The sequence below is a fragment of the Paenibacillus amylolyticus genome (genome assembly GCF_003719335.1).
GTDB lineage: Bacteria > Bacillota > Bacilli > Paenibacillales > Paenibacillaceae > Paenibacillus > Paenibacillus amylolyticus_D.
Genome location: NZ_RIAS01000007.1, coordinates 16,709 through 39,852, shown reverse-complemented (window position 1 = coordinate 39,852; position 23,144 = coordinate 16,709). Strand labels below are relative to the sequence as shown.

Genomic DNA, 23,144 nt, shown 5'->3' with positions numbered 1-23,144 from the left:
TGAGTTGAAATCGACCAAATAGCGTCATCTGAGATCGTTAGCCTGTTCAGCTTATAGTGCTCCACCGCCGCTTTATCAAAAAAGACGAACCCACCGCCCTCGGCGTTGCTTCGTCTTTTTTGGCGTATCTGTTGTTAACCGGCTGAATATAGTTGTTACTGATTCACGATACAGGTGGTATCCCTCACTGTTACATACGTAAGCATCCATCACTCAAGCGTTGGCTCCTTCCGAGTGAGAAGCTCGAATGCATTCCAGCCATCTATAGGACTGAGATCTCTTTGACCATATGGTAATACTCATGTCCACCGATGAGAATCACTTCGTCTTGAACATAGCCTTGCCGTTCATAGAGCTGCATGGCGCGGCCATTGTCCTGCTCCACGATCAGGGCAACCTGCGTGTGTCCGAGTTCTCTTCCCTGCTGCTCAAACGCAGCCATCAGTGCACGGCCGATGCCCTGCCCCTGAAATGGCTCACTTACCGAAAGAGTATCGAGATAATACTCTCCTGGACGGGTTTCTTTTACCAGAGCATATTTCTCATCCCCATCACGTCCGGGACGATTCAGCAGCGGCTGATCCAGACGATCCACATCATCACCGGCATACGCTACCAACATGCCAGCAATCTGGCCCTCCTGCTCCATCACAGTGATATTCTGATAACTGATCCGGTTATTTTCCTGTGTAACAAACTCACGTAAGATGTCCATTGCCCGCTCATGGTCTGCCTCCCCCGCAAGTGCATAAGCAATATCTCCAATAGCCTGCACCAGCAGCGGAATGATCTGATCCACATCTTCCTTCCGTGCAGGTCGGATCTGAAGCACTGACTTCTTTTGCTCTGACACTATAGTAGGTTTCACTTGTAAAAAGACACCTCTCTCTACATCTCTATCTTCGTTTCTATCTCTGTTTCTCACCCGATTAACATCTTTCTTAATTAGATTAACATGTTAAACAGATTCAGGTTTTTGTTCAGCTCGGTGTAGGCGATACCTTTGCGGTTCATCCGTTCGATGAGCGGCTGGTAGTCTTCTTTGTACATGAGCTCGATGCCGACCAGGGCAGGGCCATTTTCCTTGTCATGTTTTTTCGTATATTCAAATCTGGCAATATCATCATTCGGACCGAGCACTTCCTCCAGAAACTCCCGCAGCGCCCCCGCACGCTGCGGGAAATTCACCATGAAATAATATTTCAGACCTTCGTAGATCAGAGAACGCTCTTTGATCTCCTGCATCCGGTCAATATCATTATTACCGCCGCTGATGACACAGACCACCGTCTTGCCCGCGATCTGTTCCCGGTATTGCTCCAGTGCAGCTACAGCCAGCGAGCCTGCAGGCTCCACCACGATAGCATTTTCGTTGTATAACTCCAAAATCGTTGTGCAGGCTTTGCCTTCTGGCACCTTCACGATGTCATCCAGAATGTTGCTGCAGATATCATAAGTCAGATCACCGACCCGTTTCACCGCTGCGCCATCCACAAATTTATCGATATCATCCAGTGTAACCACTTGTTTGCGGAACATCGCTTCACTCATGGAAGCTGCTCCAAGCGGCTCTACGCCGATAATTTGTGTCTCAGGACTCACGGTTTTCATGTAGGTTCCTACCCCAGCCGCCAATCCGCCGCCGCCAATCGTGACAAATACATAGTCTGCATTCTCATCAAGGCTTTCCATGATCTCCATTGCAACCGTACCGTTACCTGCAATAATCTTAGGCGAATCAAACGGATGGATAAAGGTCATTCCCTGTTCGTCACATGCCCGCATCGCTTCAGCATACGCATCATCATACGTATCACCGATCAGGACAACTTCTACATTATTACCGCCAAAACGACGCACTTGCTTCACCTTCTGGTTCGGTGTTGTGCTTGGCATAAAGATTTTGCCGTGAATGCCCAGTGCATTACAGCTAAAAGCCACACCCTGAGCATGGTTGCCGGCACTCGCACAGACGATGCCTTTCTCCATTTCGGCAGGGGTTAGATTGCGTATCATGTTGTAAGCGCCACGAATTTTAAATGAACGCACTACCTGAAGGTCTTCCCGTTTCAGATACACATTACAGTTATATTTAGCCGAAAGTACAGCATCCCGCTGTAGCGGCGTTCTGACAATCACTTCACGCAGCACATGATGTGCGCGCACGATATCTTCCATGCCTACATGGACGTTTCTAGAAGCTTCGTTTCCGGCTCCCGTTCCTGCTGCTTCTTGATTCTCTGGTTTCATCTGTCTCCACACTCCGCTTATATGGTCTAACAATGTCATCCATTGCTTTTTCTTTTTATTGTATCACTTTTGCTCTGTCATTGCGCCCGACACCGGGAGGAACAATCTTCTACTCGCTATGACGACAGTACTTACAAACACTTCTCATTTTCTCATTTCCCACTTTCTCATCCCTTACTCCTACTCCGCATCGCGTATCATTCGCATGATCTCATTGACGATCACTTCAGGATCTGTAAACATCACCATATGACCCGAACGCGCTGCTTCTACCCACCTCGCATTGGCTAGCTTACTCACCGTCTGACGGTGAGCTTCAACGATGGCAGGTCTGATTTTACGTTCTCCCTTGCCCGGCAAGGTACCCGAAATAATGCTAACTTCCAGCTCTCCCAGCTTGGGAGGCTGCTCCTGTAGTCCCTTTAAATCTTGCAAAAAATTTTTTCCCTCCGCAGCCATCGTCCGAGCAGCTTGTATCGTAAAGTCCTCCCGGCGGTGATCTGCTGCAACATCAGCAGGCTGACTAAGAAACTCTTTGATGCCAAGAAACCGATACAGGCCCAGACGGGCCAGAGCAGGAATAAGTGCCCCATTTATCGCAAAACCGATCTTCGCCATGCGGGAAAAATATAAATTACAATGCTCATCCGACGGATCCACTAGAATAATACCCCGCAGACGAGACAAATTAGCAGCCGCCACAGCACGAACAATGGGCCCTCCCCAGCTATGTCCCACCAGAATAATGGGCCCCGGCCTCAGTTCCGCTAGCAATTCATTCAGGTCTTCCGCAATTCGGACGAGGGTGCGTGGTGAAGGATCGACATCACTTCGTCCAGCTCCTGCCCTGTCGTATACCACGGTACGCGCATACTCCGCAATGACTGGTGCAACAAGTCCCCATGCAGATCTGGAGACGCCCATCCCCGATTCAAAAACGACAGTCACTTCTCCAGCGCCCTTCGACATGTAATGTAACTTGCGGCCATCCCGGGTCTTAATATATGCACTTGAACCTAACGTATGTAATCCAGCATCATGACTCATTGCTTCACCTTCCCTCCCCACGGATTCACAGCACCCGTCTCTCATCACGCTTCTAAATGAAAATGATTATCAATTACTAATTATACCTTTTTCCCTGCAAAAAAAGAACACCCGATCCATCGTCGGATCGGGTATCCCTCTCAGCCCTGCAACAGCTGAACGTACAATATAACGTTTACGGCCTCGCGCCCTTTTCCTCGCGCATAGTCTAATTCAATTCCCATGAATGATCTTTCAGCGTATACCTGCACGATCTTATCCACGAATGCCGTGATCCTTGTGATTCATCTGATCCAGCAGCTGATTCATCGCTTCCTCGGTCATCGCGCCACCGCTAAAGGCCACAAGGGCACGTAGCGGCATATATTTCATCATAGCGTTCATCATATCCGCATGATCATTGTCACCGGAATCATCTCCGCCGCCGAAACCACTCGCTTCCTGGAATTGCTTCAATACCTGCTCCAACAATTTTTTATTCGCCGGGTCTTGCTGAATATCGCCAAGGGTACTATTGCGTGTATATGTTGGAATGAACGTGGCAGTAGACTCTACGCTTACCCGAGTCTGCATACGAATATCCCGCGAAGAGCTGCCGAGCTGAATTTCGAACTCCCCCGTCTCGACATGCCAGTCTTTCATATCCACGTTGTAATACGCGAACGAACGCTTATTCAGCGTGAAATGAACTATTTTGGATTCGCCAGCCTCCAGTGCTACCTTCGCAAAAGCTTTCAGCTCCCGATCCGGACGAATCACCGTGCTCTCGACATCCCTGACGTACAGCTGCACAATCTCTTTCCCTGCACGTTCTCCCGTGTTGGTGACACGTACTTGCACCTGCACCTCGTCCAGATCTGTTAGCGCTGTGCGATCTACCTGTAAATCGCTATACTCAAACGCGGTATAACTCAAGCCGTATCCAAACGGGAATAGTGGCTCTAGCTCTTTTTTATCATAATAACGGTAACCAACGAAAATCCCCTCACGGTAATCCACACGATCCGCTTCACCAGGGAAGTTCAGATAAGATGGATTATGGCTAAGCTTGGCAGGGAAGGTCTCTGCCAGTTTACCGGACGGGTTCACTTCACCGTAGAGCAGATCGGCAATTGCGCCTCCCACAGCCTGTCCGCCAAGATAAGCTTCAAGCACAGCTTGAACCTGCGGCAGCCAAGGCATCTCCACTGGAGAACCGTTGCTTAACACCACCACCACACGGGATTGCACCTTGGCAACCTTTTCAATCAGTCGAATGTGGTTGTCCGGCAGACGCAGATGGGCACGGTCATACCCTTCGGATTCGTATCGATCCGGCAATCCTACAAATACGACAGCGGTATCTGCCGCTTGTGCAGCCTGAACAGCCTCCTGCAACAGTGTCTCATCCACATCATCCTCTTCGATCCGGTACCCTGGTGCATACGAGATGGTCACTCCATCGCCTGCCACCTGAGTCATCTCGTCCAAGATATCATCGACCTTGGTCGGATTAATGTGGGAGCTTCCCCCTCCCTGAAAGCGAGGTTTACGCGCAAAAGCACCTACGATGGCTATACTGCCTTTACGCTTTAGCGGAAGCAGCCCGGCTTCATTTTTCAACAAAACCATACTCTCGGATGCGACTTTACGTGCAAGCTGATGATGTTCTTCTTTATCGTACGAAGCACCTTCTTTCTTATGATCAACCGCTTTGAGAATTAAGGTCAGCAAACGCTCCACCGCAAGATCCAGCTTGTCCATGGGCAACGTTCCGCTCTCTACAGCATCGATCACCTTACGTTCTCCAATACCGCCACTCGCTGGCATCTCCAGCTCCAGTCCAGCGGCTAGCGCATCTGCCCGCTCATTCACAGCGCCCCAGTCCGAGACAACCAGACCTTCATGGCCCCACTCATCCTTCAAAATGTCGGTCAGCAACCACTCATTTTCACCCGCATACGTGCCGTTCACTTTATTATAAGAACACATAACTGTCCACGGTTGCGCGTCCTTCACTGCTCCTTCGAAGCTGGCCAGATAAATCTCGCGCAGCGTCCGTTCGTCTACCACTGCATCAATCGACATACGGCGCTCTTCCTGATTATTCACTGCAAAGTGTTTGAGCGAAGTACCCACGCCCTGGCTCTGCACACCCTGAATATGAGCGGTAGCCATCTGAGTCGATAACAGCGGGTCTTCTGAAAAATATTCAAAGTTCCGTCCGCCCAAAGGAGAACGTTTAATATTCACACCCGGCCCAAGCAACACAGCTACATCCTCAGCTTGACATTCTTCGCCCAAAGCCACGCCCACCTGGCGCGCCAGCTCGGTATCCCACGAACTCGCCAGCCCTGCGGCAGACGGGAAACAGGTTGCAGGCACACTTGAGGTCAGACCAAGATGATCAGCACTGCTATCCTGCTTACGCAATCCGTGAGGGCCATCCGTTACCATAATGGACGGAATGCCGAGACGCTCCACCCCTTTCAGATGCCAAAAGTCGAGCCCTGAGCACATTCCCGCTTTTTCTTCCAGTGTCATCTGCTGTACCAAATCTTTGATGTTACGTTCCACATTAATCCCTCCGGTTCATGATATTCGTATAGTGTAGAAGCTATATAACAAGCATACTGCGCGAACTCTCCTCATTTCAAATCTTTACCCGGTTCGTCACGTTTACACAACAGGTAAGTTCGTTTTTCCTGAGGCTTATAAGTTGAATTAAAGATTTTACACTATGCACTCCGATGACAGAATAACCTTCAATCGCTGTTATCCCCAGATTTTTTGATTCCCTTTTCCAAAGGGGAAAATCCGGTGATAAGCGTATGCTTCCGATGTAGCTTTCTTGCAGAAAGCTTTTAGGCGAACGCTTCGCTTTTCCAGTTTTTTTCTGTCCTCTCCGTTAACGTGTAAAGAATAGTTCAACTTAAATAGGATATAAAAAGCAAAAAAAACAGCCCGATCTCCCGGATCAGGCTGCCTGCGAACTTCTTATATATGTCGATATGTGCTAGATCTCGTAATGCAATACATCCACAAGTACTGCACCGGTATTACAACTGTGATTTATACCATGCAGCCGCAGCTTCGGCCTCGGTACGTGTCAGTTGATGGCCCTGACGTTCCCAGTGCATATGCACATCGGCACCTGCTCCGCTCAGCAGTGAAGCCAGTTCCTCTGTTTCACGTCTTGGTACAATGGGATCATTCTCTCCAGCACCGATGAACACGGGCAGTCCTTTCAGATCAGGCAGTGTCAATCCGCGCAGAGGCACCATCGGATGGTGCAGGATCGCTCCCTTGAATACAGTTGCCTGGTGGAACATCAAACTTGCGGCAATGTTGGCGCCATTGGAATAGCCCAGTGCATACACGTTCGATCGATCGAATCCATATTCCACCGCAGCGGCATCGATAAAGGCTCCCAGTTCCGCTGTCCGGGCAATCAGATCCTCTTCATCAAAGACACCTTCCGCAAGACGGCGGAAGAAACGTGGCATCCCATTCTCGGACACGTTACCTCGCACTCCAAGAATCGCCGCCCCCGGAGCAATCATCTCCGCCAGTCCGATCAGATCATTCTCCGTTCCCCCTGTACCGTGGAGCAACAGTATTGCCCGTGCATCTGGCCGCGCACCTGCTTTGTAGATATGTTTCATCGTCGCTGTACTCATGATTTAGACTCTCCTTTCCATTCCCGTACTTGAATTGGTGGCAGCAATTGTTCAATCTGCGCACGCTGTGGTTCGTACCACTCAGGCAGCATCAATTTCTCACCCATCGTCTCTTGCGGTTCATCCCGTGCAAAGCCCGGAGGGTCTGTAGCAATCTCAAACAAAATACCGCCTGGTTCCCGGAAATATACCGCATTGAAGTACTGACGGTCAATCACTGGTGTTGGATGATACCCCGTTTGATCCAGGTCCTGCTGAATTTGTTCATGCTCCGTGTAATCTTTGGCACGCCATGCAATGTGATGTACCGTTCCTGCACCACCGATACCGCGCTGGATACCTGTCGATTGAATATCGATGATCTGTCCCAGATCACCGCTCGCCCGCAGGCGGATCAGGCCATTCTCTTCGCCAACCTGTTCCAGGCCAAGCTTGCTGACAAGCACATCCATCGTTTTCTCAGGCACGTGACTGTACAGTACCGCACCGCCAAATCCTTTGATGGCATGCTCCGGTGTTACCCCGTTAAATGCCCACTGGCTTGGCTGACCGCCTTCCCGCTCAACCAGTTCAAGGAGCAAGCCCCCTTTATCGAAGAAACGAATATAGTGTTCACCGAATCTGGTTTTATTTTCATATGGAATATCGAAGGAAGCAAGACGTTCTTTCCAGAAGGACAAGCTGCCCACCGGTACGGCATAGACAGTAACCCCGGTCTGACCTGAGCCAATCACACCTCTTCTTGCATTCTTTTGCGGGAAAAAGGTGATGATCGTACCTGGCGCGCCTTGCTCATTGCCGTAGTACAAGTGATACACATCCGGTGCATCAAAGTTGATCGTTTTTTTCACTAGTCTGAGTCCCAGTACACCTGCGTAGAAGTCTACATTTTTCTGCGCGTCGTCGACAAAAGCGGTAATGTGATGAATGCCTGAAGTTCTGAACATAATCTCCACTCCCTTAGTTTTCGTTTATTATTCATTATCTTGGTTGTTGTACGGTTGTTTTATTTACTGCACATGAGGATCTAAATAACCTTTACTTTCGTTATTTATCTTTAAATTAAGATTCTTTAAATTCATATTAATCTATCTACGAACAATATGCAAGTATATATTTCAAAATTAAGATATTACTGCGGTGAACGTTAATTATACTCGTTGTTTTTGTCAAAACGTATCGCTCTGAACTGCTTTTCACATAAAAAAACAGGTATCCGCACCGAAGTACGGGAACCTGTCTTTTTATAAATACAAATGAACTATTTCAAGCTAGGCACCTCAAGCTATGTCCATTTCCATGACCATAACGATTCCAGAGTACTGGTACATGTATCTCACCCAAACGAAGCCTGCTTCTGGCTCTGATTCTTCTTACACCAATTTTAGTTTCTTCGGTGGATTTACCAGATCCTTATGCTCGTATTCATCCTTGATATCCCCGACAATCTCTTCGAGAATATCCTCCATCGTCACCATGCCGATCGTTGCGCCTGCTTCGTTTTTGACAGAAGCGATATGCACACGGCTATGTTGCATTTGAACGAGCACATCCTTGATCGGTGAACGCTCCGAGAAGCTCGGCATTGGATGCGTGAACGTGTTCATGCTGAACGTTCTGCCCGCAGCTACACTCGTTAACGTCTGTTTGGTATTAATAAACCCGACAAAATGGTTTGCATCCCCGTTTGCAATGACAGGATATCTCGTATACTCATGCTGATTCAGCACTTCAATAATTTGATCCAGCGGCATTTCTTTATTCAATGTAACGATTTTATTCCGGGGAATCATGATCTCCTGAAGCAAACGCTCATCAAAGGCAAAGATGTTTTTGAGATAGTCCAGCTCGGTTTGATTAATCTCACCACTCTCATAGCTTTGCGCCATAATCAGCTTTAGTTCCTCTTCGGAGTGAACCGTATCATGCCCGGCAGGTTTGATGCCGAAAATGCCAAGTAATAAACGTGCTGCACCATTCAGCGCATAAATGAACGGATTCATGATTTTACCGAACCAGTAGAGCGGCGGTGCAAGCAACAACGTCATTTTTTCAGCAAACTGAATGGCAAGTGTTTTGGGTGCAAGCTCACCGATTACGACATGCAGGAAAGTGATAAATGCCAATGCAATACCGTAAGAGAGTACGGTGGACAGTGCAGCAGGCACTTCCAGACTTTCGAACAACGGATGCAACATCTTCTCTACGGTCGGTTCACCCAAGGCACCCAGTACGAGTGCCGTAATCGTAATACCCAGTTGACATGCAGACAGATAATAATCCAGGTTATGTGCCACTTTTTTGGCGACCACAGCTTTTTTGTTGCCTTCCGAAATCAACTGATCAATACGGGACATCCGTACTTTCAGAATAGCGAATTCGGCTCCTACGAAAAACGCGGTCAATCCGATAAATACAGCTACTAAAAATAAGTTTAAGGCTATTATTCCGTCCAATGATTTCCCTCAGGTGAGGGATTCACCTCCATTAAGTTTTGAAATGTTAAGCCAGATCGCTAGCAGGCTCTTCAACCTCAGTGCCGTTTACACGTTCAAGCAGCACCTGCTTGATGTGATAGTTCTCTGCATCCACTACCGTCCAGACATAGTCGCCGTGTTCAACGGTATCTCCTTTTTCCACACCGACACCCTTCTGGTATTGAATCCATCCGGCAACGGTATCCATCTCTTCATTACCATCAAATATAATTCCGAATTGACGTTCCAGTTCATCCAGAAGTACACGACCACTAATCAGATATTGATTGTCCCCGGTTTCCTGAATGTCCGCTACTTCATCGGCATCGAACTCATCCCGGATCTCGCCGACCAGCTCTTCAAGGATATCCTCCATCGTAATGATTCCCGAAGTACCGCCGTACTCATCCACGACGACAGCCATATGAACACGTTCCTGCTGCATTTTGATCATCGCATCCTGAATGGAGGTTACTTCCGACACAAATGGAATCTCACGCACAAATTCACTCAATTGATGTGCCCGGGTCGCAACCATGTCCGGCAAAATCTTTTTCACATTCACGACACCGATAATGCGGTCTTTGTCTCCATCCTCAATGACGGGATATCTGGAGTAGTTATGCTCATCCAAAATAGGAATAATATCGTCATACGTCATATCTTGATTCAGTGTAATCAGCTCGGTACGTGGAACCATGATGTCTTTGGCATCACGTTCGTCGAACACAAAAACATTTTCCAAATAGGAAAGCTTGGTCTGATTACTCTCATCGCCTTCATAGCTCTGGTTCATAATGATCTTAATCTCGTCCTCGGAATAGGCTTGATCATGTCCGGCAGGCTTCACACCGAATCCACGCAGAATTACACGCGATGCACCATTGAGTGCCCAGATGAACGGATACATGATTTTACCAAACCAGTACAGCGGCGGCGAGAGTAACAAGGTTAATTTTTCAGAAAATTGAATCGCCAACGTTTTCGGTGCCATCTCACCAACAACGACATGCAAAAACGTAACGAGTATAAAAGCTATCGCATAAGAAGCAATCGCCGAGACCGAGGCAGGTACATCAAAATAGCTGAACACCGGATACAATAATCTCTCCACCGTCGGTTTCCCCAATGCCCCGAGTCCGAGGGCCGTAACGGTAATCCCCAGCTGACAGGCAGACAGATAATAATCGAGATCCGAGACGACCTTTTTGGCAAGCACTGCCTTCTTATTGCCTTCGGCAACCAGTTGATCTACCCTTGATGTACGAATCTTCACAACAGCAAACTCCGACGCAACGAAAAATGCAGTCAGTACAATCAAGATGATAAGTAATGCGATATTTAATATGGTAATTATGTCCAAAGACTTCCCCGATTGTCAGGGATTCACCTCCAAAGATAGTTACAGCGTAATGCGGTAACGTTCATGCCGTTAACCTTTCATGCGCTGTTTAATGTCTGTTGCCAGAGAGCAATTGTCGTATAAAAAATATATAAAAAATCAGTTCATGATCACTTCTGTATAAGTCGCATAATGACCTTGTAAATCTAAAACAGGAATCCAAGATGAAGTCAATAACGTCAATGACGCGTAGAAACGACTTCAATCAAAACGGGTTACCCCTCATGCTGTCCATTGTTCCTTGATCAACTCCACCTAGATTCGCCATTTGGACAATTTACAATATCGCCTACCCAATAGATATCCACCTCCCAACGTATCGATTCCTGTTTCCGAAAAGTATATCATGTTTTGATCCAAACCATCCAGTTGCACGTTATGGTTTGGCACAAGCTTACAGTCTATTGTTCGCAGAGTAGTCTATATGTATGTTATCCTCTGGCATTTTAACCAGCGTGATCCTGAGAAAACGGTGCGTTTCCGAGGATAGATGTGTAAGGAATGTAACTGTCTTTTTTACACATGATATATCTAATACGCACAAAAAGCCCGCAGGATGCAAATACCTTGCGGTACCCACCCTACGGGCTGGCTTAATTAGTGCAAATGTGCTCTGTTCCTGATCCATTTAACAAAGTTGATTTGAATTCGACTTCACTTTACTTCTCTTAAACTGAGCAACTTATTGCTTGAATGCTTCACTTTTAATTGTTACACCAAAGCTTTGGCTGCAATGTCGGTGCGTTGATGTTTGCCTTCAAAATGAATACGCTCTGCCTGAGCATAAGCTTTGACTCTTGCTTCCGCGATGTCTGCGCCTAGGCCAACAACACCGAGAATACGCCCTCCGTTCGTTACCCAGTCCCCAGCTTCATTACGCGCAGTTCCTGCGTGGAACACAACCGCTTCTTCGACTTGATCCAGTCCTTCGATCACAATACCTTTGGCGTACGGGCCTGGATATCCACCGGAAGCAAGCACAACACAGACAGCAGCTTCTTCGCTCCATTCAATCTCCAAATCAGCCAGCTTCCCGTTGACGGTTGCCCAGAAAATGTCGAGCAGGTCCGTTTTCAGACGTGGCAACACCACTTGTGTCTCTGGATCTCCAAAACGAGCGTTGAACTCAATCGTTTTGGGTTTGCCATCCGGGGAGATCATCAAACCTGCAAACAATACCCCGCGGAATGGGCGTCCTTCAGACACCATCGCTCGGGCTGTTGGCTTGATAATCGTTTCCACCGCCTCTTCAATAATGGAGGCCGGGATGTGCGGAAGCGGAGAGTATGTACCCATGCCACCCGTATTTGGCCCCTGATCATTGTCGAACACAGGTTTATGATCCTGCGCAGCAGCCATTGGACGAACCGTCTCACCATCGACAAAGGCCAGAATCGACATTTCCTGTCCGGCCAGGAATTCTTCGATAATTACTTTGGCTCCAGCTTCACCAAACACCTTATCGACCATAATGCTGCGAAGTGCCTGATTCGCCTCGTCACGAGAGTGTGCAACAGTAACCCCTTTACCTGCAGCAAGTCCATCCGCTTTAATGACAACAGGGATCGCTTGCTCATTCAGATATGCCTGAGCCTGCTCGTAGTTGTCGAACTTCTCATATGCAGCGGTAGGGATGTTGTATTTGTGCAGCAGGTCTTTCATGAACGTTTTACTGCCTTCGATCTCCGCCGCATTACGGCGCGGACCGAAGACCGGAAGACCTGTCGAATCAAATGCATCTACAATACCGTCTGCCAGTGGATCATCCGGTCCAATAACGACGAGGTCTACTTTCAACTCAACAGCCAGTGCTTTGAGTTTATCGAATTCATGCACCGCAATCGGATGACACTCTGCCAGCTGTGCAATGCCCGCATTCCCTGGTGCGCAATGGATCTTGCCTGCCTTTGGACTCTTCGCCAGTGCCCAGATAATTGCATGTTCGCGGCCGCCGCCGCCGACTACCAAAATATCCATTCTTCTGTCCCCTCCACACTTTACTGGATTGTGATGTTCATACACTTCAAAAATATTATTTGATCTATTTCCTGAAAAAAGGAGTGCCCCATACGTCATCAACATGACAGGTGACACTCCTTTATAACACTTGCCACTTTTTGATGAAGAGTATTTTAATACTTCTGTTTTTACTTTAACTCTTCAACCTGCTTATTACTCGTCCTAGTGTTTAAAATGACGTACGCCCGTGAATACCATTGCAATGCCGTATTCATTGGCTACCTTGATGGATTCTTCGTCTTTGATTGAACCGCCTGGCTGAATGACTGCCGTAATGCCAGCTTTGGCTGCCAGTTCGAGTGTATCGCCCATCGGGAAAAATGCATCGGAAGCGAGTACAGCGCCTTTCGCCTGCTCACCGGCTTGTTCAATTGCAATTTTGGCAGCACCGACACGGTTCATTTGCCCCGCACCTACACCTACCGTCATATCGTTCGCGGCAAGTACGATCGCGTTGGACTTCACATGTTTAACGACTTTCCAGCCAAACAATAGCTGCTTCAGCTCTTCCTCAGAAGGTGCACGATCGGTAACCACGTTAAGCTCACTCGCTTCAATGGAGTGTACGTCGGATTGTTGCACGATCATGCCGCCGTCAATCGACGTAACCACGAATTGGCTTTCGCGGTTGCGAGCTGCACTCAGCTCACCTGTTTTGAGCAAACGGATGTTTTTCTTTTTCGTCAGAATATCCAGAGCTTCTTGGGTAAAATCAGGTGCAAGTACGATTTCCAGGAAAATCTCGCTCAGCTTGTTCGCCGTATCGCTGTCGATAATGCGGTTTGCGGCCACAATGCCACCGAAAATCGATGTTGGGTCAGCAGCATACGCTTTGCTGTAGGCTTCATAGATACTTTCGCCAATACCTACACCGCAAGGATTCATATGTTTCACGGCAACCACTGCTGGCTCTTCAAATTCTTTGACAATCTGCAGTGCTGCGTTGGCATCGTTGATATTGTTGTAGGACAGTTCTTTACCGTGCAGTTGCTCGGCTGTAGTCAATGTATCCTGAGCAGCCAGCGGTTTGCGGTAGAATGCCGCTTGTTGGTGTGGATTTTCGCCGTAGCGCAGATCCTGGAGTTTTTCGTAAGTAACCGTCAGACGCTCTGGTAGTGGATCGCCATTAACGTTGGACAGATAATCGGAGATGAGTGCATCGTAAGCCGCCGTGTGGCGGAACACTTTTGCCGCAAGCCGTTTGCGTGTTTCCAGCGTCGTATCCCCGCCGCTGCGAACTTCCTCCAGCACTTGACTGTAGTCGGCCGCATCAACAACAACGCTAACAAAAGCATGGTTTTTAGCTGCTGAACGCAACATCGTTGGCCCACCAATATCGATGTTCTCAATCGCATCTTCATAGGCTACATCCGGTTTGGCGATGGTTTCCTGGAAAGGATACAGGTTTACAACGACCAGATCAATATAACCGAGACCAAGCTCCTGCATTTGGCGTGTGTGCTCTTCATTATCACGAACAGCGAGCAAACCGCTGTGAACTGCCGGATGCAATGTTTTGACACGTCCGTCCATAATTTCCGGGAATCCGGTTACGTCCGAAATTCCGATAACAGGTACGCCTTCCTTCGACAGCAGGCTGCTTGTACCTCCTGTCGAAATAATCTCCACACCCATTTGCGACAGCTCGCGGCAAAAGTCCACGATGCCTGTTTTATCCGATACGCTGACCAGCGCTCTTTTGATACTCACAATATGCTCCTCCTTTATTATCCCATAAGCTTCGCGTTTCCTGACGAAACACAGCTGATTTATTTCCCGAGAAATATCACAAAATGCGTATCAATATTCGACTTCTGTTATATAAGTTGAACCAGGGTATTTACACCGGACACTACGATGACAGAACAACCTTTCAATCGCTGTTATCCCCAGATTTTTGATTCCCTTTTTTCAAGGGGAAAATCGGTGATAAGCCTATGCTTCCGATGCAGCTTTCTTTCAGAAAGCTTTCAGGCGAGCGCTTCGCTTTTCCAGGTTTTCTCTGTCCTCTCCGTTAACGTGTAAAAAGGGGCAACTTACATCAAACCGGTTTGTTAACGGTGACGTGACGTCCGTTTAACTGGACCAGACCTCGCGCGAACCAAGATACTACTTCAGGATATAGCTGCTGTTCGGCTGCATGAATGGCTTTGCTGATCATTTCTGCTGTATCCCCTGGTTGAACAGGCACAGGGTGCTGGGCAATGATTGGCCCTGTATCCATGCCTCCGTCCACAAAATGAACGGTTACACCTGTCACTTTCACACCATAATCAAGTGCTTGTCCAATCGCATCTTTGCCCGCAAAGGCCGGCAGGAGCGATGGGTGAATATTAATCAGTCGACCCGCATAACGATCCACCATCACTGAGGTTAGCAGTCTCATATAACCTGCCAGCACAACCAGATCGATCTGTTTGGATTCAAGTACTTCGATAATTTCGGCCTCGTACGCTTCGCGCGAAGCATAATTTTTAGGTGTAAACAGATGACATTCCACCCCTGCATCATGTGCTCGCTGCACAACGCGTGCAGCAGGTTTATCACAGACGAGTAATTCCACTGATGCACCCAAATCGCCATTCCGTGCTGCATCAACCAGAGACTGAAAGTTGCTTCCTGTCCCTGAGGCAAACACAGCAATACGGTAGTTCGTCATTAAACATCCGCTCCCGTGAAGGTTACTCGCGCATCCCCTTCAGTTACACGGCCAATGATGTACGCTTCTTCACCGGAAGCTTTTAATTGCTCCAGTGCTTTTGTTGCATCCGCTTCGTTCACAACCAAGACAAGTCCGATCCCCATGTTAAACGTCGTAAACATATCACGGTTTGATACATCGCCTTTTTGCTGTAAAAGATTAAAGATTGGCAGGATAGGCCATGAACCATAATCGATATCTACGTTTACGTTGCTCGGCAGCATACGTGGGATATTTTCGATAAATCCACCGCCCGTAATATGGGCCATCCCTTTAACGTTGACACTCTCCAGCAAGGACAGTAATGGTTTTACATAAATTTTCGTTGGCTCCAGCAAGGAATCGCCCAGTTTGCCACCCAGCTCCGTCACTTCGGAGTGCAGATCCAGGCCAGCTTCTTCAAGCAACAATCTGCGAACCAGAGAGAAACCGTTGCTGTGCACACCGCTGGAAGCAAGACCGATGACGGTATCTCCAGGTGCGATGGTAGTGCCGTTGATGATCTTTGCTTTGTCCACGATACCTACAGTAAACCCTGCGATATCATACTCACCTTCACTGTACATGCCCGGCATTTCAGCCGTTTCACCGCCGATTAACGCACAGCCGGATTGATGACAGCCTTCTGCGATACCCGCAACGATCGCTTCAATCTTCTCCGGGATGACCTTATCGCAAGCGAGGTAGTCCAGGAAGAAAAGCGGCTCTGCTCCTTGTACTACGATATCGTTGACACACATCGCTACTGCATCGATGCCAATCGTGTCGTGACGATCCATCGCAAACGCAATTTTCAGCTTGGTTCCCACGCCATCTGTACCTGAAACCAGCACCGGCTCATCATATTTATCCTTGTTCAATCCGAACAAGGCGCCGAATCCACCCAGATCGGTCATGACTTCTGGACGGAAGGTACGCTTTACGTGTTTTTTCATCCGTTCAACCGCTTCGTTCCCTGCCGCGATATCCACACCGGCCTTTTTATATGCTTCGGACACAACCCTCACACCCTTCGTATCTTATATAAATTGAGTTATATAAACTTTTGTGTAAATGAAAAATCTAACTCATTTATCATTGCTCATCTCTAACAGATGATTCTGTACCAATTCAAAACCAGCTACACCCATTGTAATGTACTGACTGTACTCTTCTGGTGGAACCATTCGAATGAATTCGTCACCGTTGTACACCCCACCGGCGCACTGGAATACTTGCAGTTCTTTTTTCGCCGGAGTCAGCGGGATGTTACCGATGATTCTCCATGTGCCATCTTTCAGCAGCTTAGGTGACGTGAAGATCACGTTGCTCTTACGTTTACCATAAGAATAGACAAGGAATTCGCCGTCTTCCAAACTTACAGTTTCGTCACGCTGAATGCTCATCACGCCGAATGAAAATGCCTTTTTGAAGCGGTCTCTCAGTGCACATATCACCTGACACACGGCAAACCGTCCATCATGCATTGGAATCAGAAAAACATCGCCCTCATTATAGCTTTTTCTTCCCATAAGTCCTGCCTCCTAACAACTGCAGCCAAATTTCTCCTCGCCGTCAAAGTCGAGGCGGGTTGGATAGTCATTATCGAAGCATGCCAGACATAGTCCGCCCTTATAGTCATCCTGATTGTCACCTTGAATGGATGCAATCAGTCCATCCGGGCTGAGGAAAGCCAGAGAGTCTGCATTGATCTCACGGCAAATCTCTTCAACGGACAGAGCAGATGCGATAAGCTCGCGGCTATCCGGTGTATCAATGCCATAGAAGCACGGGTTCTTGAACGGCGGCGAAGTAATCCGCACATGCACTTCCGTTGCCCCTGCGTCACGCAGCATATTCACAATCCGGCGGGACGTTGTCCCACGTACGATTGAGTCATCGATCATGACTACACGTTTACCTTCCACGACACGCCGCACGGCGCTGAGCTTCATCTTCACGCCCTGCTCACGCAGTTCCTGGCTTGGCTGGATAAACGTACGTCCGGTATATTTATTTTTGATCATGCCCATCTCATATGGAATACCTGTCTGTTCAGCGTATCCAATCGCCGCCGAGATGCTGGAATCTGGTACCCCCGTAACCAAGTCCGCATCCACAAACGCCTCAATGGCCATCCGACTACCCATGCGTTTACGAGCAGCATGCTGATTTGCACCGTTCATATCACTATCAGGTCGAGCAAAATAAATATATTCCATCGCACAGAGCGCCTTGCGGTGTTTATGATTATCAAAACGATCTTCATGTAATCCGTCTGCATCCAGTACAAGCAGTTCCCCTGGCTCTATATCACGGATCAACTCTGCGCCGATCGTTTCAAGTGCACAAGTTTCAGACGCAAACAGGTACGCGTCCCCAAGCTTACCCATCGTCAGTGGACGAAGTCCATGCGGGTCAGAAGCAACCAACAACTTATCATTCGTCATGATCAGAAACGCATATCCGCCGACGATACGCTGGAATGCGTCTTTTGCAGCTTCTACAAGACCTTTCGAAGAACGCGCGATCAAGTGAGCAATAACTTCAGTGTCACTCGTCGTCTGGAAAATAGATCCGCTCTGCTCCAGCTCACGCCGGATCGTTGGTGCATTCACGATGTTGCCGTTCGTTGCAACCGCTAGGTCACCATCCCGATATTTGAATACGAGCGGCTGTGCATTGGTCAGTTTGCTATCTCCACTTGTCGAATAACGCACATGTCCTATGCTGATATCACCTGTCAGTGTCTGCATTAGGTCTTTGGTGAAGACCTCTTTCACGAGTCCCATACCGCGGTGATAGTTAAATTGTGTGCCGTCGCTTACACACATACCCGCACTTTCTTCCCCGCGATGCTGCAAAGCATGCAGACCGTAATAGGAAAGGGAAGCCGCATCAGGGTGCCTATACACCCCGAATACGCCACATTCTTCCTTTAATTTGTCGAGTCCTTCTTTGCCGGACCCTTCGTTATAATAATCACCTGTCCACAACGGTTCCGTCATCAGTTCATGAGACATGGAATCGCATCCTCCCAGACCTTAGCCAAACCTCCTACAGGTTCGTTCACGGCTGATGTTCCGTTCAATTCAATCGTCAGGTTACTTCCTTCAACACGTCCGATCACAGCTGCTGGAACTCCGCGTTCACGTACAAAAGCTTCCAGCTTACTCGCTTGCTCTGGAGAAGCCGACAGCAGAATACGGGATTGGCTCTCACTGAACAGAGCATGGTCCGCACGCAAAGCAGTCTCTACATTTACTTGCGCACCCACGTTACCACTGATGCAGGACTCTGCCAGTGCAACGGCCAGACCACCTTCAGACAAGTCATGCGCGGAGCGAACAAGTCCGGATTGGATGGCTTCCAGCACGGTGCCGAGCAATGCCTTCTCCGTGTTCAGGTCAAGCTCTGGCGGACGACCTTCCGTCACGCCGTGTACGGCGTATTGCAGCTCGCTGCCGCCGAGTTCCGCTTTGGTTTCACCGAGGAGCATGATGACATCTCCTTCGGATTTGAATGCTTGTGTCGTGATATGATCCGTATCATGCACGAGACCTACCATACCGACCACTGGCGTTGGATAGATGGAGCCTTTGGCGTTTTCATTGTACAAACTCACGTTACCACCGATGACCGGCGTATCCAGCACACGGCAAGCTTCCGCCATACCGTCCACAGCTTTTTCCATCTGCCAGAAAATATCCGGTTTCTCCGGGTTACCGAAGTTCAGGTTGTCCGTGATCGCCAGCGGTTCTGCACCGGAACATACGATATTACGCGCTGCTTCACTCACCGCAATACGTCCACCCACCTCAGGATCAAGGTACACGTAACGACCGTTACAGTCCGTCGTCATCGCAAGACCTTTGCGCGTTCCGCGAATTGTCACCACCGCTGCATCCGAACCTGGACGAACGGCTGTGCTTGTACGTACCATGTAGTCGTATTGATCGTAAACCCATTTTTTGCTCGCCACCGTTGGAGAAGCCAGCACTTGTTTCAATGCACCGCCGAGATCCGACACTTCGTCATAACGAAGCGTGTCGATGGAAGCACTTTGCTCATAATACGCAGGTACCGTAGATGGCTTGTCATATACAGGGCACTCGTCAACCAAAGCCGTAACAGGCATATCACCGACAACTTCACCGTGGTGGATCAGTTTCAGACGACCATCGTCTGTAACTTTACCAACTTTGGCACAGATGACACCCCACCGCTCAAAGATTTCTAACGCCTGCGCCTCATCCTTCGGCTCAACGACAAACAACATCCGCTCCTGAGACTCAGATAACATCATCTCGTAAGGTGTCATGCCTTCTTCACGCTGTGGCACCTGATCCAGATACAACTCCAGACCGTTCCCCGCTTTACTTGCCATCTCCGCACTGGAGCATGTCAGACCTGCTGCACCCATGTCCTGAATACCGAGCACGATGCCCGTGTCGATCAATTCCAGACAGGATTCCATAACCAGCTTCTCCATGAACGGGTCACCGACCTGAACGGCAGTACGCTGGGACTCGGATTCTTCGGTCAACTCAACGGAAGCAAACGTTGCACCGTGGATACCGTCACGACCAGTTGGTGGGCCAACGTAATAAACCGGGTTACCTACACCTTTGGCCACACCGCGCTGGATTTTGTCATGATCAATCAGACCCACGCACATCGCATTAACGAGCGGATTACCTTCATAACTCTCATCAAACATCACTTCACCTGCGACGGTTGGAATCCCGATACAGTTACCGTATCCCGCAATACCCGCTACCACATGCTCGAACAAATATTTTACGCGCTCGCTCTCCAGCTTACCGAAACGAAGGGAGTTCAGCAGCGCTACCGGTCTTGCACCCATGGAGAAAATATCACGGATAATGCCGCCCACACCTGTTGCCGCACCTTGATAAGGTTCTACCGCGGAAGGGTGGTTATGGCTTTCAATTTTGAAAACAACGGCCTGGTTGTCACCGATATCCACGATTCCGGCACCTTCACCTGGTCCCATCAGGACACGCGGACCACTTGTCGGGAAACGACGCAAGAGCGGCTTGGAGTTTTTGTATGCGCAGTGCTCAGACCACATCACGCTGAATACACCAATCTCCGTGTAGTTTGGCTTGCGGCCCATGAACTCACAGATCAACTCGTACTCGCTGTCAGACACGCCCATCTGTGCGTAAAGTTTATGTTCTGCGACCTGTTCTGCTGTTGGCTCCTTAGCGGATAGCTGCTGCGTCATGCCGATCCCTCCATGCTTTCAAAATTGATGTAAACATCCGTTTGCCGTCTTCCGAGCCAAACAGTGAGTCCACTGCACGCTCTGGATGCGGCATCATGCCGACGACGTTACCCGCCTCGTTGCAAACCCCTGCGATATCACCCAGGGAACCATTCGGGTTGTTGCCATATGTGAATACAATCTGATTGTTTGCTTGCAAACTTGCCAGTGTTTCTTCGTCACAGTAATAGTTGCCTTCACCGTGAGCGATCGGAATGACAATCTCTTCGCCTGGTGCATAGTCACGTGTGAAAGGTGTGTCTGCGTTAGCCACTTTCAATACCGTGTCATGGCAACGGAATTTCAGAGACGTGTTGCGGATCAATGCTCCCGGGAGCAGACCCGCTTCCGTCAGGATCTGGAATCCGTTACAGATGCCCAGTACATATTTGCCTTGCTCTGCGGCTTTCGCCACTTCGTTCATTACCGGTGCGAAACGGGAAATTGCTCCGCAACGCAGGTAGTCTCCGTATGAGAAACCACCCGGAACCAGAATGCAATCATACGCGGACAAGTCCGTCGCCGTATGCCATACATAATCAACCTCTTGTCCAATCGCATCTTCTACTGCTTTGTAACAGTCGATGTCGCAGTTGGAGCCAGGGAACACAAGAACTGCAAATTTCATGAGATTAACCCTCCAATTCGTAGCGGTAATCTTCAACAACGGTGTTGGCGAGCAGCTTCTCACACATCACTTTCAATCGTTTCTCCGCTTCCACACGATCCGTTGTATCCAAGTTCAGTTCCATGACTTTACCGATTCGTACACTTTCCACTTCGTTGAATCCCATGGAATGCAGGGCTCCTTGAACAGCTACGCCTTGCGGGTCGAGTACGCTTTGTTTAATAGTGACATATACGGTTGCTTTGATCATGATCTGTATGTTCCTCCTCAGTAATGAACGGGATAAATGCTTTATGCTGTTAAAAAAAGTGCGGTGGCCTCGGGTGATCGCTTCGGTGTGGATGGTTCCTCCGGCCGCTTGTTGTTCCCAGGTTTTCTGATTCGTTTTGGCCCGCGCCGCGGTCAAAACCCGGGAACAAAGGCGGTCGCTTCGCTCCTTCGTGAACCATTCCACTCCTACGCTTAATCCTGCGGCAATTTTTTTAAAGGCCTAAACCTTTTACGTTGTACGGCGGGTAGTAAAAGCCAACCATTTCACGGAAAAGGAGCGGGTTTCCGAGTTATTAGTCTTTCAGTTGTATCTTTTCAGGCTTCATACTTAGTGAACCCTGCACCTTAATTGCCTCATCCACCAGTTTGAACACTGGCGGAGGGAAAGATTTGAGCTGGAGAAGCGAAGCGTTCGCCTTTGCAACCGGAATGTGTCCTTTTGAAAAAAGGATTAAAATCTAAACATTCCGGGGGCAACAGCGATCGAAAGCCAAACTTTCCCGGAGCCGCACGCTCAAACGTTACCTTTTATTATTTCGTTAAACGCTTATAAATATCGACGTATCTTGCCGTTGTCGCTTCCACAACCTCTTGCGGAAGCGGGTCAGGCTTGCTGTTCTTGTCCCAATCCGTGCCTGCCAGATAGGTTCGGACAGGTTCTTTATCCATGCTGTCGATCTCAATGTCGAGAGCATAGTTTTCTTTTGCCCAGAAGCGAGAGGCATCCGGGGTGAAGATTTCATCAATCAGGATTACCTTGCCGTCCACGATGCCAAACTCGAATTTGCAGTCTGCCAGAATGATACCGCGTTGATCACAGTAATCACGAGCAAACTCATAGAGCCGCAAGCTTTTCTCTTGAAGTTCGATAGCAAGGGCGTCTCCGACAAGCTCTTTCATACGCTCCATCGGAATGTCCTCGTCATGACCAACATCATTTTTGGCAGCCGGTGTGAAGATTGGCACTTCAAGCTTGGCATTTTTGCGCAGGCCTTCCGGCAGTTTGATTCCATTCACTTCTCCGGTTGTCTCGTACTGTCTCCATCCACCGCCAGTAATGTATCCTCGCACTACACATTCGATGTCGATGCGCTCTGCTTTGCGTGTAACCATGATGCGGTTTTTGAGCAATTCAGGTTCTGTGACCAGATCACCCAGCTGATTCACATCGGTATGAACCACGTGATTGTCCATCATGCTGCCTGTCAGTTCAAACCAGAAGCTGCTGAGTTGATTCAGCACGTTGCCTTTCTCTGGAACTGCCGGGTCTAGCACATAATCAAATGCCGAGATCCGATCTGTCACTACAATTAGAAAATGCTCACCCAGATCGTACAATTCGCGTACTTTTCCTTTGTATAACAGAGGTGCTTTAACAAGATCTGCCGCCGTGGACAGTGCCATGGGGTCACCTTCTTTCAG

At 48.7% G+C, this 23,144-nt stretch carries 19 protein-coding genes; 1 reads left to right on the top strand and 18 read right to left on the bottom strand.

What is annotated here, in order from left to right; genetic code table 11:
- Nucleotides 1-262: 262 nt before the first annotated feature.
- The 17 genes from EC604_RS14285 to purS all read right to left on the bottom strand — a co-directional run bounded on the left by EC604_RS14285 (nt 263) and on the right by purS (nt 21,702).
- Nucleotides 263-868, bottom strand: coding sequence for a GNAT family N-acetyltransferase (locus EC604_RS14285; RefSeq protein ID WP_240036890.1), 606 nt, complete (start codon nt 866-868; stop codon nt 263-265).
- A 77-nt stretch (nt 869-945) separates the two neighbouring features.
- Nucleotides 946-2,178, bottom strand: a complete 1,233-nt coding sequence (ilvA, locus tag EC604_RS14280; protein ID WP_123064964.1) for a threonine ammonia-lyase IlvA — start codon at nt 2,176-2,178, stop codon at nt 946-948.
- 252 nt (nt 2,179-2,430) lie between these two features.
- On the bottom strand, nt 2,431-3,297 hold the full coding sequence (locus EC604_RS14275; RefSeq protein WP_123064797.1) for an alpha/beta fold hydrolase: 867 nt from the start codon (nt 3,295-3,297) through the stop codon (nt 2,431-2,433).
- Between the two features lie 255 nt (nt 3,298-3,552).
- Nucleotides 3,553-5,853, bottom strand: a complete 2,301-nt coding sequence (locus tag EC604_RS14270) for a beta-glucosidase family protein (protein ID WP_123064796.1) — start codon at nt 5,851-5,853, stop codon at nt 3,553-3,555.
- A 482-nt stretch (nt 5,854-6,335) separates the two neighbouring features.
- On the bottom strand, nt 6,336-6,941 hold the full coding sequence (locus EC604_RS14265) for an alpha/beta hydrolase (RefSeq protein WP_123064962.1): 606 nt from the start codon (nt 6,939-6,941) through the stop codon (nt 6,336-6,338).
- 11 nt (nt 6,942-6,952) lie between these two features.
- Nucleotides 6,953-7,903 carry a ring-cleaving dioxygenase gene (locus EC604_RS14260; RefSeq protein ID WP_429351407.1) on the bottom strand — a complete coding sequence of 317 codons (951 nt, stop codon included), beginning with the start codon at nt 7,901-7,903 and terminating at the stop codon, nt 6,953-6,955.
- Nucleotides 7,904-8,329: 426 nt separating this feature from the next.
- On the bottom strand, nt 8,330-9,412 hold the full coding sequence (locus tag EC604_RS14255; RefSeq protein ID WP_123064795.1) for a hemolysin family protein: 1,083 nt from the start codon (nt 9,410-9,412) through the stop codon (nt 8,330-8,332).
- Between the two features lie 46 nt (nt 9,413-9,458).
- On the bottom strand, nt 9,459-10,796 hold the full coding sequence (locus tag EC604_RS14250) for a hemolysin family protein (protein ID WP_123064794.1): 1,338 nt from the start codon (nt 10,794-10,796) through the stop codon (nt 9,459-9,461).
- A gap of 750 nt (nt 10,797-11,546) precedes the next feature.
- Nucleotides 11,547-12,812 (bottom strand): phosphoribosylamine--glycine ligase, encoded by a 1,266-nt coding sequence (gene purD, locus EC604_RS14245; RefSeq protein WP_123064793.1) that lies wholly within the window; start codon nt 12,810-12,812, stop codon nt 11,547-11,549.
- Between the two features lie 204 nt (nt 12,813-13,016).
- On the bottom strand, nt 13,017-14,564 hold the full coding sequence (gene purH, locus EC604_RS14240; protein WP_123064792.1) for a bifunctional phosphoribosylaminoimidazolecarboxamide formyltransferase/IMP cyclohydrolase: 1,548 nt from the start codon (nt 14,562-14,564) through the stop codon (nt 13,017-13,019).
- A gap of 331 nt (nt 14,565-14,895) precedes the next feature.
- Nucleotides 14,896-15,513 (bottom strand): phosphoribosylglycinamide formyltransferase, encoded by a 618-nt coding sequence (gene purN / locus EC604_RS14235; protein ID WP_123064791.1) that lies wholly within the window; start codon nt 15,511-15,513, stop codon nt 14,896-14,898.
- On the bottom strand, nt 15,513-16,553 hold the full coding sequence (purM, locus tag EC604_RS14230) for a phosphoribosylformylglycinamidine cyclo-ligase (protein ID WP_123064790.1): 1,041 nt from the start codon (nt 16,551-16,553) through the stop codon (nt 15,513-15,515). Before purM ends, purN begins: the two co-directional genes overlap by 1 nt.
- A 69-nt stretch (nt 16,554-16,622) precedes the next feature.
- Nucleotides 16,623-17,066, bottom strand: a complete 444-nt coding sequence (locus tag EC604_RS14225; protein WP_123064789.1) for an immunity 26/phosphotriesterase HocA family protein — start codon at nt 17,064-17,066, stop codon at nt 16,623-16,625.
- A gap of 12 nt (nt 17,067-17,078) precedes the next feature.
- Nucleotides 17,079-18,557: an amidophosphoribosyltransferase gene (purF, locus tag EC604_RS14220; RefSeq protein ID WP_123064788.1), complete on the bottom strand. Its 1,479-nt coding sequence runs from the start codon at nt 18,555-18,557 to the stop codon at nt 17,079-17,081.
- The gene (purL, locus tag EC604_RS14215) at nt 18,542-20,785 is read right to left on the bottom strand and encodes a phosphoribosylformylglycinamidine synthase subunit PurL (protein WP_123064787.1); all 2,244 of its coding nucleotides are present in this window, start codon (nt 20,783-20,785) and stop codon (nt 18,542-18,544) included. The genes purF and purL overlap by 16 nt, the downstream gene beginning before the upstream one ends.
- Nucleotides 20,763-21,452, bottom strand: coding sequence for a phosphoribosylformylglycinamidine synthase subunit PurQ (gene purQ / locus EC604_RS14210; RefSeq protein ID WP_090923362.1), 690 nt, complete (start codon nt 21,450-21,452; stop codon nt 20,763-20,765). The genes purL and purQ overlap by 23 nt, the downstream gene beginning before the upstream one ends.
- Before the next feature lie 4 nt (nt 21,453-21,456).
- Entirely contained in the window at nt 21,457-21,702 is a 246-nt protein-coding gene (gene purS / locus EC604_RS14205) for a phosphoribosylformylglycinamidine synthase subunit PurS (protein ID WP_090923368.1), read from the bottom strand.
- Between the two features lie 36 nt (nt 21,703-21,738).
- On the opposite strand from purS, the gene EC604_RS29915 reads away from it, so the two are divergent.
- The gene (locus EC604_RS29915) at nt 21,739-21,918 is read left to right on the top strand and encodes a hypothetical protein (protein ID WP_123064786.1); all 180 of its coding nucleotides are present in this window, start codon (nt 21,739-21,741) and stop codon (nt 21,916-21,918) included.
- A 335-nt stretch (nt 21,919-22,253) separates the two neighbouring features.
- Here EC604_RS29915 and EC604_RS14195 read toward each other — a convergent pair whose 3' ends face one another.
- On the bottom strand, nt 22,254-23,126 hold the full coding sequence (locus tag EC604_RS14195; RefSeq protein ID WP_123064961.1) for a phosphoribosylaminoimidazolesuccinocarboxamide synthase: 873 nt from the start codon (nt 23,124-23,126) through the stop codon (nt 22,254-22,256).
- Nucleotides 23,127-23,144 lie beyond the last annotated feature (18 nt).

Coding starts and splice junctions, on each gene's coding strand:
- ilvA (WP_123064964.1), bottom strand. CDS start 2,178: ATGGAAGATATCGTGCGCGCACATCATGTGCTGCGTGAAGTGATTGTC.
- EC604_RS14275 (WP_123064797.1), bottom strand. CDS start 3,297: ATGAGTCATGATGCTGGATTACATACGTTAGGTTCAAGTGCATATATT.
- EC604_RS14265 (WP_123064962.1), bottom strand. CDS start 6,941: ATGAAACATATCTACAAAGCAGGTGCGCGGCCAGATGCACGGGCAATA.
- EC604_RS14260 (WP_429351407.1), bottom strand. CDS start 7,903: ATGTTCAGAACTTCAGGCATTCATCACATTACCGCTTTTGTCGACGAC.
- purD (WP_123064793.1), bottom strand. CDS start 12,812: ATGGATATTTTGGTAGTCGGCGGCGGCGGCCGCGAACATGCAATTATC.
- purN (WP_123064791.1), bottom strand. CDS start 15,513: ATGACGAACTACCGTATTGCTGTGTTTGCCTCAGGGACAGGAAGCAAC.
- EC604_RS14225 (WP_123064789.1), bottom strand. CDS start 17,066: ATGGGAAGAAAAAGCTATAATGAGGGCGATGTTTTTCTGATTCCAATG.
- purF (WP_123064788.1), bottom strand. CDS start 18,557: ATGTCTCATGAACTGATGACGGAACCGTTGTGGACAGGTGATTATTAT.
- purL (WP_123064787.1), bottom strand. CDS start 20,785: ATGACGCAGCAGCTATCCGCTAAGGAGCCAACAGCAGAACAGGTCGCA.
- purQ (WP_090923362.1), bottom strand. CDS start 21,452: ATGAAATTTGCAGTTCTTGTGTTCCCTGGCTCCAACTGCGACATCGAC.
- purS (WP_090923368.1), bottom strand. CDS start 21,702: ATGATCAAAGCAACCGTATATGTCACTATTAAACAAAGCGTACTCGAC.
- EC604_RS29915 (WP_123064786.1), top strand. CDS start 21,739: ATGCTTTATGCTGTTAAAAAAAGTGCGGTGGCCTCGGGTGATCGCTTC.
- EC604_RS14195 (WP_123064961.1), bottom strand. CDS start 23,126: ATGGCACTGTCCACGGCGGCAGATCTTGTTAAAGCACCTCTGTTATAC.